The organism is Ramlibacter tataouinensis TTB310 (assembly GCF_000215705.1).
Lineage (GTDB): Bacteria > Pseudomonadota > Gammaproteobacteria > Burkholderiales > Burkholderiaceae_C > Ramlibacter > Ramlibacter tataouinensis.
Window position 1 is genome coordinate 2,828,294 of the sequence record NC_015677.1, and the last position, 15,747, is coordinate 2,844,040.

14 protein-coding genes are annotated in these 15,747 nt (G+C 71.3%); 11 read left to right on the forward strand and 3 right to left on the reverse strand.

Annotated features, from left to right (window positions below; genetic code table 11):
• The first annotated feature begins 6 nt into the window (after positions 1 to 6).
• From ntrB to cobA, 8 genes are all read left to right on the forward strand, one after another.
• Entirely contained in the window at positions 7 to 951 is a 945-nt protein-coding gene (gene ntrB, locus RTA_RS13600; RefSeq protein WP_081466277.1) for a nitrate ABC transporter permease, read from the forward strand.
• Positions 948 to 1,763, forward strand: coding sequence for an ABC transporter ATP-binding protein (locus RTA_RS13605; protein ID WP_013901992.1), 816 nt, complete (start codon positions 948 to 950; stop codon positions 1,761 to 1,763). The genes ntrB and RTA_RS13605 overlap by 4 nt, the downstream gene beginning before the upstream one ends.
• Before the next feature lie 14 nt (positions 1,764 to 1,777).
• A complete protein-coding gene (nirB, locus tag RTA_RS13610; protein ID WP_013901993.1) occupies positions 1,778 to 4,261 on the forward strand; it encodes a nitrite reductase large subunit NirB in 2,484 nt (827 codons plus the stop codon).
• A 73-nt stretch (positions 4,262 to 4,334) separates the two neighbouring features.
• Entirely contained in the window at positions 4,335 to 5,120 is a 786-nt protein-coding gene (locus tag RTA_RS13615; protein WP_013901994.1) for a type IV pili methyl-accepting chemotaxis transducer N-terminal domain-containing protein, read from the forward strand.
• A 22-nt stretch (positions 5,121 to 5,142) separates the two neighbouring features.
• Positions 5,143 to 5,526 (forward strand): nitrite reductase small subunit NirD, encoded by a 384-nt coding sequence (nirD, locus tag RTA_RS13620; RefSeq protein ID WP_013901995.1) that lies wholly within the window; start codon positions 5,143 to 5,145, stop codon positions 5,524 to 5,526.
• Positions 5,527 to 5,623: 97 nt separating this feature from the next.
• On the forward strand, positions 5,624 to 8,464 hold the full coding sequence (locus RTA_RS13625) for a nitrate reductase (RefSeq protein ID WP_013901996.1): 2,841 nt from the start codon (positions 5,624 to 5,626) through the stop codon (positions 8,462 to 8,464).
• A 50-nt stretch (positions 8,465 to 8,514) separates the two neighbouring features.
• Positions 8,515 to 9,420, forward strand: a complete 906-nt coding sequence (ybiB, locus tag RTA_RS13630; RefSeq protein WP_013901997.1) for a DNA-binding protein YbiB — start codon at positions 8,515 to 8,517, stop codon at positions 9,418 to 9,420.
• A 14-nt stretch (positions 9,421 to 9,434) separates the two neighbouring features.
• Positions 9,435 to 10,211, forward strand: a complete 777-nt coding sequence (gene cobA, locus RTA_RS13635; protein ID WP_013901998.1) for a uroporphyrinogen-III C-methyltransferase — start codon at positions 9,435 to 9,437, stop codon at positions 10,209 to 10,211.
• 7 nt (positions 10,212 to 10,218) lie between these two features.
• Here cobA and RTA_RS13640 read toward each other — a convergent pair whose 3' ends face one another.
• Complete coding sequence (locus tag RTA_RS13640) at positions 10,219 to 11,376, reverse strand: MFS transporter (RefSeq protein WP_041675585.1); 1,158 nt, start codon at positions 11,374 to 11,376, stop codon at positions 10,219 to 10,221.
• A 56-nt stretch (positions 11,377 to 11,432) separates the two neighbouring features.
• Between RTA_RS13640 and RTA_RS13645 the strand changes: the two genes are divergently transcribed.
• From RTA_RS13645 to RTA_RS13655, 3 genes are all read left to right on the forward strand, one after another.
• Entirely contained in the window at positions 11,433 to 12,650 is a 1,218-nt protein-coding gene (locus tag RTA_RS13645; protein ID WP_013902000.1) for a BaiN/RdsA family NAD(P)/FAD-dependent oxidoreductase, read from the forward strand.
• A 159-nt stretch (positions 12,651 to 12,809) separates the two neighbouring features.
• Positions 12,810 to 13,022, forward strand: a complete 213-nt coding sequence (gene rpsU / locus RTA_RS13650) for a 30S ribosomal protein S21 (protein WP_012346814.1) — start codon at positions 12,810 to 12,812, stop codon at positions 13,020 to 13,022.
• A gap of 120 nt (positions 13,023 to 13,142) precedes the next feature.
• Positions 13,143 to 13,592 (forward strand): GatB/YqeY domain-containing protein, encoded by a 450-nt coding sequence (locus RTA_RS13655; protein WP_013902001.1) that lies wholly within the window; start codon positions 13,143 to 13,145, stop codon positions 13,590 to 13,592.
• On the opposite strand, the gene RTA_RS21015 is transcribed toward RTA_RS13655, so the two are convergent.
• Together RTA_RS21015 and pmbA are read right to left on the reverse strand one after the other, a co-directional pair.
• Positions 13,567 to 14,325 carry a menaquinone biosynthetic enzyme MqnA/MqnD family protein gene (locus tag RTA_RS21015; RefSeq protein ID WP_013902002.1) on the reverse strand — a complete coding sequence of 253 codons (759 nt, stop codon included), beginning with the start codon at positions 14,323 to 14,325 and terminating at the stop codon, positions 13,567 to 13,569. The two genes, RTA_RS13655 and RTA_RS21015, sit on opposite strands and share 26 nt — an antisense overlap.
• Positions 14,326 to 14,333: 8 nt before the next feature.
• A complete protein-coding gene (gene pmbA, locus RTA_RS13665; RefSeq protein ID WP_041675586.1) occupies positions 14,334 to 15,713 on the reverse strand; it encodes a metalloprotease PmbA in 1,380 nt (459 codons plus the stop codon).
• Between the last annotated feature and the right edge of the window lie 34 nt (positions 15,714 to 15,747).

The following is a 15,747-nucleotide window of genomic DNA, read 5'->3' on the forward strand; positions in this document are numbered from 1 at the left end:
AGGCACATGGTCAGCGCCGTTTTCCACGACCCCCGCCCCGCGCCCGCGGCCGCTCCCTCCCCTTCCGGGGGAGGGTCGGGATGGGGGCAGGCTGCCAACGAACCTGCTACCGCCTCCACCCCCGCCCTCCCCGAGAGGAGGAGGGGGAGGGAGAAAAGAGCTCCCTTCGCCTGGCGCGACCTGTGGCTGCGCGTGCTGCCGCCGCTGTTCGGCCTGGGCCTGCTGCTCGTGGTGTGGCAGATGGTCTCCATCCAGTCGGCCGGCAGCATCCCCTCGCCACTGGAGACCGGCCGGCAGGCCGTCAGCGTGTTCAGCGACCCGTTCTACTCCAACGGCCCGAACGACCAGGGCGTGGGCTGGAACGTGCTGTCCTCGCTCAAGCGGGTGGCCATGGGCTTCGGCCTGGCGGCGCTGGTGGGCATCCCGCTGGGCTTCATGATCGGCCGCTTCACCTTCCTGGCGCGGATGTTCGGGCCCCTGATCAGCCTGCTGCGGCCGGTGTCGCCGCTGGCTTGGCTGCCGATCGGCCTGCTGGTGTTCAAGGGCGCCAACCCGGCGGCGATCTGGACCATCTTCATCTGCTCCATCTGGCCCATGATCATCAACACCGCGGTGGGCGTGCAGCGCGTGCCGCAGGACTACCTGAACGTGGCGCGGGTGCTGAACCTGTCCGAGTGGAAGGTCGTCACGCGCATCCTGTTCCCCGCCGTGCTGCCCTACATGCTGACCGGCGTGCGCCTGGCCGTGGGCACGGCCTGGCTGGTGATCGTGGCCGCCGAGATGCTGACCGGCGGCGTCGGCATCGGCTTCTGGGTCTGGGACGAGTGGAACAACCTCAACGTCAAGAACATCATCATCGCCATCTTCGTGATCGGCGTCGTCGGCCTGGTGCTGGAGGCCGCGCTGGTCAGGCTGGCCACCGCCTTCACCTTCGAGGAGGTCAAGCCGTGAACGAGAACCTGACTTCCCGGTACATCCAGGTCCAGGGCGTGGGCCAGACCTTCAAGACTGCCAACGGATCCTTCGTCGCGCTCGAGGACATCCACCTCACGGTGGCCAAGGGCGAATTCGTGGCGCTGATCGGCCATTCGGGCTGCGGCAAGTCCACCTTGCTGAACCTGATCGCCGGCCTGACGCGCCCGACCCGGGGCAGCCTGATCTGCGCCAACCGCGAGATCGCCGGCCCCGGCCCCCAGCGCGCCGTGGTGTTCCAGAACCACTCGCTGCTGCCCTGGCTCACCTGCTTCGAGAACGTGCACCTGGCGGTGGAGCGCGTGTTCGGCGCCGCCGAGACCCGGGCCCAGCTCAAGGCCCGCACCGAGGCGGCGCTGGACTTGGTCGGCCTGGGTCACGCCGCGGCCAGGCGGCCGGGCGAGATCTCGGGCGGCATGAAGCAGCGCGTGGGCATCGCCCGCGCGCTGTCCATGCAGCCCCAGGTGCTGCTGATGGACGAGCCCTTCGGCGCGCTGGACGCCCTGACCCGCGCCCGGCTGCAGGACGAGCTGCTGCAGATCGTGGCCGCCACCCGGAGCACCGTGGTCATGGTCACGCACGACGTGGACGAGGCCGTGCTGCTGGCCGACCGCATCGTGATGATGACCAACGGCCCGGCCGCCACCATCGGCGAGATCCTCAGCGTCGGGTTGCCGCGGCCGCGCAGCCGCGTCGCGCTGGCCGAGGACGCGCGCTACCTGCACTGCCGCAAGGCGGTGATCGACTTCCTCTACACCCGCCAGGCCCCCGCCCCGAAGCTGGCCGCCTAAGGAGACAAGAAGCCATGGACATGCGGGTTCAGCCGCGCGGGAAGCTGGTCATGGTCGGCAACGGCATGGCCGGCGTGCGCACCCTGGAGGAGCTGCTCAAGGTGGCGCCCGGGATGTACGACATCACGGTGTTCGGCGCCGAGCCGCACCCCAACTACAACCGCATCCTGCTGTCGCCGGTGCTGGCCGGCGAGCAGACGCTCCAGGACATCGTCCTGAACTCGTGGGACTGGTACCGCGACAACGACATCCGGCTGCATGCCGGCAAGAAGGTGGTCGCGGTGGACCGGGCGCGGCGCATCGTTCGCGCGGCCGACGGCACCGAGGCGCCTTACGACCGCCTGCTGCTGGCCACCGGCTCCAACCCTTTCCTGCTGCCGGTGCCGGGCAAGGACCTGCCGGGCGTGGTCGCCTACCGCGACATCGCGGACACGCAGGCCATGATCGATGCCGCCGCGAGATACAGGAAGGCGGTCGTCATCGGCGGCGGCCTCCTCGGCCTGGAAGCGGCCAACGGCCTGCTGAAGCGCGGCATGGACGTCAGCGTGGTCCATACCGGACCCTGGCTGATGGAGCGGCAGCTGGACGAAGTGGCCGGCCAGCTGTTGCGCCAATCCCTGGAGGAGCGCGGCCTGAAGTTCCTGCTGGGCGCCCAGACCCGGGAGCTGGTGGCGGGCGAGGACGGCCGCGTGGCCGGTGTGCGCTTCAAGGACGGCAGCGAGCTCGAGGCCCGGCTGGTGGTGATGGCCGTGGGCATCCGTCCCAACACCGAGCTGGCGCAGGCCATGGGCCTGCACCTGAACCGCGGCGTCGTGGTGCACGACACCCTGCAGACCGTGACCGACGCGCGCATCTGGGCGGTGGGCGAATGCGCCGCGCACCGCGGCATCGCCTACGGCCTGGTGGCGCCGCTGTTCGAGCAGGCCAAGGTGGCGGCCAACCACCTGGCGCAATTCGGGATCGGCCGCTACACCGGATCGCTCACCTCCACCAAGCTCAAGGTCACGGGCATCGACCTGTTCTCCGCCGGCAACTTCACCGGCGGCGAAGGATGCGAGGAGATCGTGATGAGCGATCCCTTCGGCGGCGTCTACAAGAAGCTGGTGATCCAGGACGACAGGCTGGTGGGCGCCTGCCTGTACGGCGACACGGTGGACGGCCGCTGGTACTTCCAGCTGCTGCGCGAGGGCCGCAGCATCGCCGACATCCGCGACAAGCTGATGTTCGGCGAATCGAACATCGGCGACACCGGCCACGAGGGCCACAGCAAGCCCGCCGCCATGGCCGACGATGCCGAGGTCTGCGGCTGCAACGGCGTCAGCAAGGGCGCCATCTGCAAGGCCATCCAGGACAAGGGCCTGTTCACCCTCCATGACGTGCGCCAGCACACCAAGGCCAGCGCGAGCTGCGGCTCCTGCACCGGCCTGGTCGAGCAGATCATCATGTCCACCGCCGGCGGCGACTACTCGGCAGCGCCCCGGAAGAAGGCGATGTGCGGCTGCACCGACCACGGCCACCAGGACGTGCGCGACGCGATCAAGGCCAACCGCCTGCTGTCCATCGCCCAGGTCCGGCAGTTCATGGACTGGCGCACGCCCGACGGCTGCGCCAGCTGCCGCCCGGCCCTGAACTACTACCTGCTGTCCACCTGGCCCAAGGAGGCGCGGGACGACCCGCAGAGCCGCTACATCAACGAGCGCTCGCACGCCAACATCCAGAAGGACGGCACCTACTCGGTGATCCCGCGCATGTGGGGCGGCGAGACCACGGCCGCCGAGCTGCGCCGCATCGCCGACGTGGTGGACAAGTACCGGATCCCGACCGTGAAGGTGACCGGCAGCCAGCGCATCGACCTGCTGGGCGTGAAGAAGGAGGACCTGCCGAATGTCTGGAAGGACATCGGCATGCCTTCGGGCCATGCCTACGCCAAGGCGCTGCGCACGGTGAAGACCTGCGTGGGCAGCGAGTGGTGCCGCTTCGGCACGCAGGACAGCACGCAGATGGGCAAGGACCTGGAACGCGCCCTGTGGCGCATGTACGCGCCGCACAAGGTCAAGCTGGCCGTCTCCGGCTGCCCGCGCAACTGCGCCGAGTCCGGCATCAAGGACGTGGGCGTCATCGGCGTCGACTCCGGCTGGGAGGTCTACGTCGGCGGCAACGGCGGCATCAAGACCGAGGTGGCGCAGTTCCTGGTCAAGCTCAAGACCGCCGCCGAGGTGCTGGAGTACAGTGGGGCCTTCCTGCAGCTCTACCGTGAGGAAGGCTGGTACCTGGAGCGCACGGTGCATTACCTCCACCGCGTCGGCCTGGACCATGTGAAGAAGCGGATCCTGCAGGACCCGCAGGGCCGCCAGGCCCTGTGGGAGCGCCTGCAGTTCAGCCTGGACGGCGAACCGGACCCCTGGTTCGAATTCGACCAGGCTGCGGTGGACGGTCGGCAATTCGACCGGCTCCAACCGCACCCGGCAGCGATCTCGCGAGAGAGCGCCTCGGCATAACGAGAAGCGTCGATGAGCTGTCACACGTTGTCAGGGAAAAAAAGCTCTCCATTCGATCAACGAAGGACTTCCCATGCAACGACGGACCCTGCTTCAACTCGCACCCGTGGCCCTGCTCGTCCCGGGCACGGCCATCCCGCAGGTGGTGGACATCAACGACGCCATCAACAAGGCGGGGCGGCAGCGCATGCTCAGCCAGAGGCTGGCCAAGAGCTACATGGCCCTGGGGCAGAAGGTCCAGGCGGATTCGGCGGAGAAGGTGCTCAGCGTCTCCATGGCCCTGTTCGACCGGCAGCTGGTGGAGCTCAAGGCCTTCGCCCCGGCCTTGGACATCCGCGCCACCTACGCGCAGCTGGAAGCCAAGTGGGCCGACTACAAGGCCGCCCTGATCGGCGCGTCGCCCTCGAAGAACGCGGCAGAGGGCGTGCTGGGGCTGGCCGGCCAGGTCCTGCAGCTGGCCAACCAGGGCACGGTGCAGCTGGAAGGCGTGTCCGGCAAGCCGCTGGGCAAGCTGGTCAACATCGCCGGCCGCCAGCGCATGCTCAGCCAGCGCATGGCCGCCTTCTACCTCAGCGCCAGCTGGGGCGTGCAGGCCACGCCTTCGGCCGCCGAGATGGCCAAGGCGCGCGAGGAGTTCCTCAAGGCGCACGAGGTGCTGAAGTCCGCGCCCGAAGCCACCGCTGCCATCAAGGCCGAGCTGACCCTGGCCGAGACCCAGTTCGCGTTCTTCGAGGTCGCGCTCAAGACGCTGCAGCCCGGCGCGCCCAACGCCCAGAACCAGGCCAATGTGTTCACCACCAGCGAGCGCATCCTGCAGGTGATGGACAACGTGACCGGCCTGTATTCCAAACTTGCTTGACGAAGAAAGGAAGGACAGGTCCATGAGCCCATGGCAGCGCGTCTGCGGCATCGCCGACATCCCCGTGCTGGGTTCGCGCCGGGTGGCGCGGCCCCGGGGCCTGGACGTGGCGGTGTTCCGCAACGCCCAGGACCAGGTGTTCGCCCTGCTCGACCGCTGCCCGCACAAGGGCGGGCCGCTGTCGCAGGGCATCGTGTTCGGCAACAGCGTCGCCTGTCCGCTGCACAACTGGACCATCGCCCTGGACGATGGTTGCGCGCGCCAGCCCGACGAGGGCTGCACGCCTCGCTTCGCGGTCCGGGTGGAGGGCGGCGACGTGTTCCTCGACGCGCGCGAGCTGGCCGGCCTGGCGGTGGATGCCGAACGGCCGATCGCCGGGCCGGCGCGTCGCGCAGCAAGGGCATGAAGGAAACCCGCTCCACCTGTCCCTACTGCGATCTCGCCGCTGCGCGGCGGATCGCATTGCGAGCATCAGAAAACGCCTCCGTAGGGACTTGGCAGCAGTGAAGGAAGTTCGTTCCACCTGTCCCTACTGCGGCGTGGGCTGCGGCGTCATCATCGAGTCGCAGGGCGAGCGCATCACCGGCGTGCGCGGCGACCCGGAGCATCCGGCCAACTTCGGCCGCCTGTGCAGCAAGGGTTCGACCCTGCACCTGACGGCCTCGGCCGAGGTGGTGCGCCAGACGCGGCTGCTGCAGCCGATGCGGCGCCTGCAGCGCGGCGCGGCGCCGCAGCCGCTGCCCTGGGACGATGCGCTGCAGCTCGCCGCCGACCGCTTCGCCGGCACCATCGCGCGCCATGGGCCCGACGCGGTTGGCTTCTACGTTTCCGGCCAGCTGCTGACCGAGGACTACTACGTTTTCAACAAGCTGGCCAAGGGCCTGGTGGGCAGCAACAACATCGACACCAACTCGCGCCTGTGCATGAGCAGCGCGGTGGCCGGCTACAAGCTCACGCTGGGCGCCGACGCGCCGCCGGCCTGCTACGACGACGTCAACCACGCCGGTTGCCTGTTCATCGCCGGCAGCAACGCGGCCTGGGCGCACCCGGTGCTGTTCCGCCGCATCGAGCAGGCCAAGGCGGCGAATCCCGCGATGAGGATCGTGCTGGTCGATCCGCGCCGCACCGACACCGCGGAACTGGCCGACCTGCACCTGCCTGTCCAGCCCGGCACCGATGTGATGCTGTTCAACGGCCTGCTGCACCTGATGCTGTGGGAGGGCTGGACGGACACAAGCTGGATCGCCACCCACACCACGGGCTTCGAGGCGCTCAGGGCCACGGTGCGGGACTGCACGCCGCAGCGCGTCTCGCAGGTCTGCGGCGTGCCGCAGGACGACCTGCTGACCGCCGCGCGCTGGTTCGCCACCGGCGCCTCGGGCGAGCCGCAGCACCGTGCCGGCACGCTCAGCCTGTATTGCCAGGGCCTGAACCAGTCCACCAGCGGCACCGACAAGAACGCCGCCCTGATCAACCTGCACCTGGCCTGCGGCCAGATCGGCAAGCCGGGCGCCGGGCCGTTCTCGCTGACGGGCCAGCCCAATGCCATGGGCGGGCGCGAGGTCGGCGGCCTGGCCAATTTGCTGTCCGCGCACCGCGACCTGGCGAACCCGCAGCACCGCGCCGAGGTGGCCGCGCTTTGGGGCGTTCCCTCGGTACCGGACCAACCCGGCAAGACGGCGGTGGAGCTGTTCCAGGCCGCGGCCGACGGCGAGGTGAAGGCGCTGTGGATAGCCTGCACCAACCCGGCCCAGTCCCTGCCCGACCAGGCCACGGTGCGGCGCGCGCTGGAGCGGGCCGAGTTCGTCGTCGTGCAGGAGGCCTTCGCCACGCCGGCCAGCTGCGACTTCGCCGACCTGCTGCTGCCGGCCAGCACCTGGGGTGAGAAGACCGGCACCGTCACCAACAGCGAGCGCCGCATCAGCCGCGTGCGCGCCGCCGTGCCTCCGCCGGGCCAGGCCCGGCACGACTGGCGGATCGTGGTGGACTTCGCGCGCCGCCTGGAGGCCCTGCTCCCTCCCCCGCCAGGAGGAAGGAGCAAGACCCTCTTCCCCTACGAAGACCCCGAAGCCATCTGGAACGAGCACCGCGAGAGCACCCGCGGCCGCGACCTGGACATCACCGGCCTGAGCTATGCCCTGCTCGACAACCCAGGCCCGCAGCAATGGCCCATGCCCCAGGGCGCGCCCGCCGGCAAGGCGCGCCTCTACGAGGACGGCGTCTTCCCCACGCCCGACGGCAGGGCGCGCTTCGCCGACGTGGCCTGGCGCCCCGTGGCCGAGCCGCGCGAGTCGCGCTACCCGTTCTCGCTGACCACCGGCCGGCTGCGCGACCAGTGGCACGGCATGAGCCGCAGCGGGACGGTGGCGCGGCTGTTCGGCCACGTGCCCGAACCCGTGGTCCAGCTGCATCCGCAGGACATGCACCGGCGCGGGCTGGCCGAGGGCGACCTGGTGCACGTGACCAGCAAGCGCGGCTCCATCGTGGTGCCGGTGCAGGCCAGCCGCGAGCTGGGCCTGGGCCAGGCCTTCATGGCCATGCACTGGGGCGGCGAGTACCTGGGCGGCAGTTCCAGCACCGGCGCCCGGCTGGCGGGCGTCAACGCGCTCACCACCTCGGCCTTCTGCCCCACGTCCAAGCAGCCGGAGCTCAAGCATGCGGCCGTGAAGATCCTCAAGGCCGAGCTGCCCTGGTCGCTGCTGGCCGCGGCCTGGCTGCCCGAGGACCAGGCCCTGGCGGCACGCGAGCAGGCGCGCGCACTGATGGACGCCTTTCCCTTCGCCAGCTGCGTGCCGTTCTCCAGCGGCGCGCCGGCCGCGGGCACGGCCGTCGGCGAGCGCTGCGGCCTGCTGTTCCGCGCGGCGGCCCACGAGGCGCCGCCCGAGGCGCTGCTGCAGCGGCTGGAGGCCCTGTTCGGCCTGGCCGGCGGCGAGGCCCTGCGCTATGCCGATGCGCGCCGCGGCCAGCGCCGCGCCGTGCGGCTGGCGCGCGTGGGCCAGGGCACCCGGCTGGAGGGTTTCCTGCTGGCCGGCGACACGCGCGCCGAGGCCTGGATCAAGGCGCTGCTGCAGGACGGGCTGCCGGCCCAGGCCTACGGCCGCCAGCTGCTGCTGGCCGGGCCCCGGCCGCCGGTGGCCACCGCCGCGCGCGGCAGGCCGGTGTGCACCTGCCTGAACGTGACGGACGCGCAGATCGATGGCTGCCTGGCCGACCTCGCGGGCGCCGAGGGCGATCGCCTGCAGGCCCTGCAGGCGCGGCTGCACTGCGGCACCCAGTGCGGCTCCTGCCTGCCCGAGCTCAGGCGGCGCGTCCGCCAGCTGGCCGCGCCGTCATTCGCCAAATAGCCGGGCGTCATGAGCCATCCCTGACAATCGGGGGCTCACTTCACGTCACCATGGGCATCAGCCAGTACATCAAGGAGATCGGCCGCGGCAAGGACGGCGCGCGGCCGCTGGCGCGCGAGCAGGCGGCCGACCTGTTCGGCCAGGTGCTGGACGGCACGGTGAGCGACCTGGAGGTCGGCGCCTTCTGCCTGGCCATGCGCATCAAGGGCGAGACGGCCGAGGAGATGGCGGGCTTCCTCGACGCCACGCGCTCGCGCATGCAGCTGATCCCAACCGGCGGCAGGCCGCTGGTGGTCCTTCCCAGCTACAACGGCGCGCGCCGCCTGCCGGTACTCACGCCGCTGCTGGCGCTGCTGCTGGCGCGGCGCGGCCAGGCAGTGGCCATCCACGGCACGGCCACCGAGGACGGCCGGGTGTCCGTGCCGCAGGTGCTGCAGGCCCTGGACCTGGCCAGCCGTGACGCGGTCGGCGGCGTGGCGCCGGGCGAGGTCGCCTACTTCCCCACCGGGCTGCTGTGCCCCGGCCTCAAGCGCCTGCTGGACGTGCGCCGCGTGGTCGGCCTGCGCAACTCGGCGCACAGCCTGGTCAAGCTGATGAACCCGGGCGACGGCGCCGCCGTCATTGTCAGCAGCTACACCCATCCCGAGTACGCGGTCTCCATGGCCGCGGTGTTCGAGCGCGTGGGTGCCACCGCGCTGCTGCTGCGCGGCACCGAAGGCGAGGTGGTGGCCGATGCGCGCCGGCTGCCGCAGATGGACGGCTTCGTGCGCGGCCGGCGCGTCACCCTGGAGGAAGGCCGCAAGGGCACGCTCACCGCCCTGCCCGAGCTGCCCGCCGGCACCGACGCGCCCGGCACGGCCGTGTACATCCGCGAGGTGCTGGAAGGGCGCCAGCCGGTGCCCGAGTCGCTGGCCCTGCAGGTGGAACACATCTTGCGTTTGGCGGTCGCATCATGAACAGGGAGAAAACCATGGCTGTGCAAGAAGGCAAGGTGACCTTGGTTGGCGCCGGCCCCGGCGACCCCGAGCTGCTCACGCTCAAGGCCGTGAAGGCCATCCGGTCCGCCACGGTGGTGCTGGTGGACGACCTGGTGAGCGACGAGGTGGTGGCCTACGCCGCGCCCGGCGCGCGCATCGTCCACGTCGGCAAGCGCGGCGGCTGCAAGAGCACGCCGCAGGCCTTCATCACCAAGCTGATGGTGATGGCGGCGCGCGAGGGCGAGAACGTGGTGCGGCTCAAGGGCGGCGACCCCTTCATCTTCGGCCGCGGCGGCGAGGAGCTGGAGCAGCTGCGCGCCGCCGGCATCCAGGTGGAAGTCATCAACGGCATCACCGCGGGGCTGGCGGCCGTCACTTCGCTGGGCGTGCCGCTCACCCACCGCGACCATGCCCATGGCGTCGTCTTCGTCACCGGCCATGCGCGCCCGGGTGCCCACGACACCGACTGGGCCGGGCTGGCCGCCATGGCGCACCAGGCGCGCCTGACCCTGGTGATCTACATGGGCGTGAGCGGCGCGGCGCGCATCCAGCACCAGCTGCTGCAAGGCCTGCCGGCCGACACGCCGGCGGCCGTGGTGCAGCACGCCAGCCTGCCCGGCCAGCGCCACGCCGTCACCACCCTGGGCGCGCTGGCCGCCACCATCGAGCGGCAAGGCCTGGCCAGCCCCTCGGTCATGGTGGTGGGCGACGTGCTGGGCGGTTTGGCCGCGGCGGCGCGGAGCAGCGACGCGCGCTTCCGGGCAGCCTGACCCGGCTTCAGCGCGGCAGCGCGCGCCGCGCCGCCAGCGCCACCGCCGCGGCGAACAGCACCACCAGGGCCAGGCCGGCGCCGAGCGAACGGCCTTCGGCGATGAAGCCGATCGCCGGCGGGCCGGCCATCATGCCCAGGTAGCCGGCCGAGGACACGGCCGCGATGCCATGCGCCGGCGACACGCCCGGCACCTGCGACGCCGCGCTGAACAGCACCGGCACGATGTTGGCGAAGCCCAGGCCCACCAGCGCGAAGCCCACCAGCACCGCCGCCGGGTGCGGCACCAGCAGCGCCAGCGCCATGCCCAGCGCCCCCAGCGTGCCGCTGCCGCGCAGCACCGCCACCGGCGCCAGCCGGGCCCGCAGCGCGTCGCCGCCGAAGCGTCCGGCGGCCATGGCGGCGCTGAAGCTGGTGTAGCCCAGGGCCGCCGTCGCCGCGGCCGTGCCTATTTCCTGGCGCAGGTACAGCACGCTCCAGTCGTACATCGCACCCTCGGCCACCAGCCCGATCGCCGCCAGCAGGCCCAGCAGCGCCAGCGGCCCGCGCGGCAGGCTCAGTGGCGTGCCTTCCTGCGGCCCCCCGTCCACGCGCGGCAGCATGCGCGCGCAGGCGGCCAGCACCAGCGCGCTGCAGGCCAGCGCGGCACCCGCCAGGTGCGGCACGGCGGCCACCTGGGCCGCCGCCAGCGCGCTGCCCGCGCCCGCGCCCACCATGCCGCCCAGGCTGAACATGCCGTGGAAGCCGCTCATCAGCGGCCGCGCCGCGCGGCGCTCGATCTCGCTGGCCTCGGCGTTGATGGCCACGTCGAACAGGCTGGCCGAGGCACCATAGGCCAGCATCACCCCCAGCAGGGCCCCGTAGCTCCGGGAAGCCAGCAGCGCGCCTATGCAGGCTGCGCTGAGCACGCCCATGGCCAGCGCGACGCGACGCGGGCCGTGGCGCGCGACGATGCGCCCGGCCTGCAGCAGCGCGGCGATGGCGCCCACGCCGGCCGCCAGCATGGCGACCGCCAGCGACTGCTCGCCCAGGCCGTAGTGCGACTTGACGCTGGGCACGTGCACGCCCCAGGTGGCGAACAGCGCGCCGGAGACGAAGAACTGGGCGCGCAGGGCCCAGGCGGCGGCGCGCAGGCCGCGCGTGTCGGAGGAAGAGGGGGAAGGCATGCGGAAGGAGCGCGCATTCTAGGGAGTGGTGCCTTGCGACGGGATAATCGCGCCCCATGCAGACCTACGACGCCATCGTCATCGGCGCCGGCGCGGCGGGCCTGTTCTGCGCCGGCATCGCCGGGCAGCTGGGCCTGAAGGTGCTGCTGATCGACCACGCGCCCCAGGTGGCGGAGAAGGTGCGCATCTCCGGCGGTGGCCGCTGCAACTTCACCAACCGCGAGCTGGACCCGCGCGCGCCGCACAAGCACTTCCTGGGCGAGAACCCGAACTTCTGCCGCTCGGCGCTGTCGCGCTACACGGCGCAGGACTTCATCGCGCTGGTCCAGCGCCACGGCATCCCGTACCACGAGAAGCACAAGGGCCAGCTGTTCGGCGACCGATCCTCGCAGGACTTCATCCGCCTGCTGCTGGCCGAGTGCGAGGCCGGCGGCGTGCAGCGCCGGCAGCCCTGCGCAGTCCACGGCATCGCGTTCTCTGCCGGCCGCTACGAGATCCAGACCGACGGCGGCCCGGTGGCGGCGCCGGCGCTGGTGGTCGCCACCGGCGGGCTGTCCATCCCGCAGATCGGCGCCAGCGACTTCGGCTACCGCGTGGCGCGCCAGTTCGGCCTGCGGGTGGTGGAGCCGCGCCCGGCCCTGGTGCCGCTGACCTTCGACGGCGAGGCCTGGGCGCCCTACGCGCAGCTGGCCGGCCTGTCCTTGCCGGTGCGCATCGAGACCGGATCCAAAAAGGAGCGCATGGCCTTCGACGAGGACCTGCTGTTCACCCATCGCGGCCTGTCCGGCCCGGCGGTGCTGCAGATCTCCAGCTACTGGCGGCCGCAGGCGCCGCTGCGGCTGGACCTGGCACCCGGCGCGGCGCTGGAAGACCAGCTGCGCCAGGCCAAGGCCGGCTCGCGCAAGCTCATCGCCAACGAGCTGGCGGCCCACGTGCCCGCGCGCCTGGCCGACGCCTGGGTGCGCCAGGACGCCGGCTGGCAGCGGCCGGTGAACGAGGCCTCGGACAAGGCGCTGGCGGCCCTGGCCGGCCGGCTGTCGGGCTGGGAGCTGGTGCCCACCGGCACCGAGGGGTACCGCAAGGCCGAGGTGACGGCCGGCGGGGTGGACACCCGCGAGCTGTCGTCCCAGACCCTGGAAGCGCAGCGGCAGCCGGGGCTGTACTTCATCGGCGAGGTGGTGGACGTCACCGGCTGGCTGGGCGGCTACAACTTCCAGTGGGCCTGGTCCAGCGGCTGGGCTTGCGCGCAGGCCTTGGCCGAGCGCATCCGGTGACTCGCAGGGGCTGGCAAGCCCCGGTTGCGGCCGGGACAAGCCCCGCTATAATCGCGGGCTTTGCTGGCAAACCCCGGCGGCCTCTGATCACCGTTCAAGCCGGGGACCCCCGCTGCAAGCCCGATCTTCTTGCGGCACCCATTGGATCCAAACAAACGCATGACGACCATTCGTGTCAAGGAAAACGAGCCGTTCGACGTGGCCCTGCGCCGCTTCAAGCGCACCATCGAGAAGCTGGGCCTGCTGACCGAGCTGCGCGCCCGCGAGTTCTACGAGAAGCCCACCGCCGAGCGCAAGCGCAAGAAGGCCGCCGCCGTCAAGCGCCACTACAAGCGCGTGCGCAGCATGCAACTGCCGAAGAAGCTCTATTGAGCTTCGGCCCAGGAAGCTTCCAAGGCCTGTAGCCAGCGCCGGCCGTTCGCGGCCCCAAGGCCCGTCCGGGGACGCCCGCGCGGGCCTTTCGCCTTTTCCGACACCCACAGGAGCTCTGCCATGTCCCTCAAGCAACGCATCAACGACGACATGAAGGCCGCCATGCGCGCCAGGGAAACTGAGCGCCTGGGCACCATCCGGCTGCTGCAGGCCGCGATGAAGCAAAAGGAGGTGGACGAGCGCATCGAGCTGGACGATGCGGCCGTGGTGGGCATCGTCGACAAGCTCATCAAGCAGCGCAAGGACAGCATCGACGCCTTCCAGAAGGCCGGCCGCCAGGACCTGGCCGACAAGGAGTCGGCCGAGATGGCGGTGCTGCAGGCCTACCTGCCGGCGCGGCTGTCGGCCGACGAGGTGGCCGCGCAGGTGCGCGCCATCGTTGCCGAGGTGGGCGCCAAGGGGCCGGGCGACATGGGCAAGGTCATGGGCGCCGCCAAGCAGCGCCTGGCCGGCAAGGCCGACATGGGGCAGGTGTCGGCGGCGGTCAAGGCTGCACTGGCGGCAGGCTAGCCAGCCGCTCCAGGAACAACGCCTGCCCTTGGCGCATGCGTCCGTCCAGCCGGAAGCGAAGGTGGTCGCGGTAGTAGGTGCGCAGGTCGTAGCCGGCCTGCGCGGCATGAGCGTCGGCGATCTCGTCCAGGCGCTCCAGGCCGGCGGCATTGGCCTCGTCGAAACGCTGCACGAAGCCTTCCGGCAGGGGCCGCACCGCCGCCCAGGCCGCGAAGACGAAGGGCAGGCCGGTCCATTCCTTCCAGACCTGCGCCAGGTCCCACTTGTGGCAAAAGCGCGCGCCCTGGGTCATGGCCCGGTCGCCGATGATCACACCGGCGCGCGTTCCGGCGATCCGGTCGATGTAGCCCTCCTGCGCCGCCGAGAAGCGCACCTGGCGGCGCCAGTGGCCGGCCAGCAGCAGCTGCACCAGCGCCACCGAGGTGCAGGACTGGTGGTCCAGCAGCACCTCCTCGATCTGCGTCATCGGCACCTGGCTGAACAGAGCGACCGAAGCGACCGGCCCGTCGGCGGCGATGCCGTGCGTGCCGACCGCGTAAGCACCCGGGATGCGCGGCAGCGCCGCCACCGGCAGCAGCGCGACGTCGGCCTCGCCGGCGGCCAGCAGCCCGGGCAGCCGCGCGGGCACCTCCAGCCGCAGCTCGACCTCGCCGGCCGGCAGGGCCTGCAGCCCGGCCAGCAGCGGCTTGGCGTTGAGGTAGGAAACGGCGGCGACGCGGACGGGGCGGGACACCGCGCGACTCAGCTGCCCGCCACCTTCATCCGGTTGACCAGCACCGAGCCGACGGTCTTGGCGCCGTAGTTGTAGGTGTCGGCGCCCACCGCGTCGATGCCGGCGAACATGTCCTTGAGGTTGCCGGCGATGGTGATCTCCTGCACCGGGAAGGCGATCTGGCCGTTCTCCACCCAGAAGCCGCTGGCGCCGCGCGAGTAGTCGCCGGTCACGTAGTTCACGCCCTGCCCCATCAGCTCGATCACGAACAGGCCGGTGCCCAGCCTGCGCAGCATGGCCGGCAGGTCGTCGCCGGGCTGGGTCAGGCGCGAGGTCAGCGCCAGGTTGTGCGAGCCGCCGGCGTTGCCGGTGGTCTTCATGCCCAGCTTGCGCGCCGAGTAGCTGGACAGGAAATAGCCCTCCACCCGGCCGGCGTCCACCACCTTGCGCGGCGTGGTGCGCACGCCCTCCTCGTCGAACGCGGCGCTGCCCTTGCCGCGCTTCTGGTGCGGGTCCTCGGTCACGTCCACATGCGCCGGGAAGACCTGCTTGCCCAGCGAGTCGATCAGGAAGCTGCTGCGGCGGTACAGCGAGCCGCCGCTGGTGGCCTGCACGTAGGCGCCCAGCAGGCCCGCCGCCAGCGGCGACTCGAACAGCACCGGGCATTCGCGGGTGCTGATCTTGCGCGAGCCCAGGCGCGCCAGCGCACGCTCGGCGGCGTAGCGGCCGATGGCCTCGGGCGCGGACAGCTCGTCGGCCGAACGCATGGAGCTGTACCAGGCGTCGCGCTGCATGTTGTCGCCGCGGCCGGCGATGGGCGCCACCGAGACGGAGTGGCGCGAGCTGGCATAGCCGCCGCGGAACCCCCGCGTGTGGGCGCTGAAGAAATGGCTTTGCTGCGCCGACACGCCCGCGCCCTCGCTGTTGGTGATGCGGCGGTCGGTCTTGAAGGCCGCCGCCTCGCAGGCCAGCGCGATCCGCGCCGCGCGCTCGCTGTCGATGTCCCAGGGATGGAACAGGTCCAGGTCGGGCTGCTCCTCGGGCGGCGCGATGTCGCCAGCGTCCGGCAGGCCGGCCACCGGGTCCTCGGCGGTGAAGCGGGCGATGTCGTAGGCCGCCTGCACGGTCTGCGCGATGGCGGCTTCGGAGAAGTCGGAGGTGCTGGCGTTGCCGCGGCGCTGGCCGATGTACACGGTCACGCCCAGGGACTTGTCGCGGTTGCGCTCCACGTTCTCCAGCTCGCCCTTGCGCACCGACACCGACAGGCCGCAGCCCTCCGACGCCTCGGCGCCGGCATCGGTGGCGCCCAGCTTCTTCGCATGGGCCAGGGCCGTGTCGACCAGTTGTTCGAAATAGGCGCGGCTGTAGCTGAAGCCGCGTTCGGCGGCACGTGCATCGGGTGTGTTCATGGCGGGGCTATGATACTTGCCGCCCTTGCGCAAC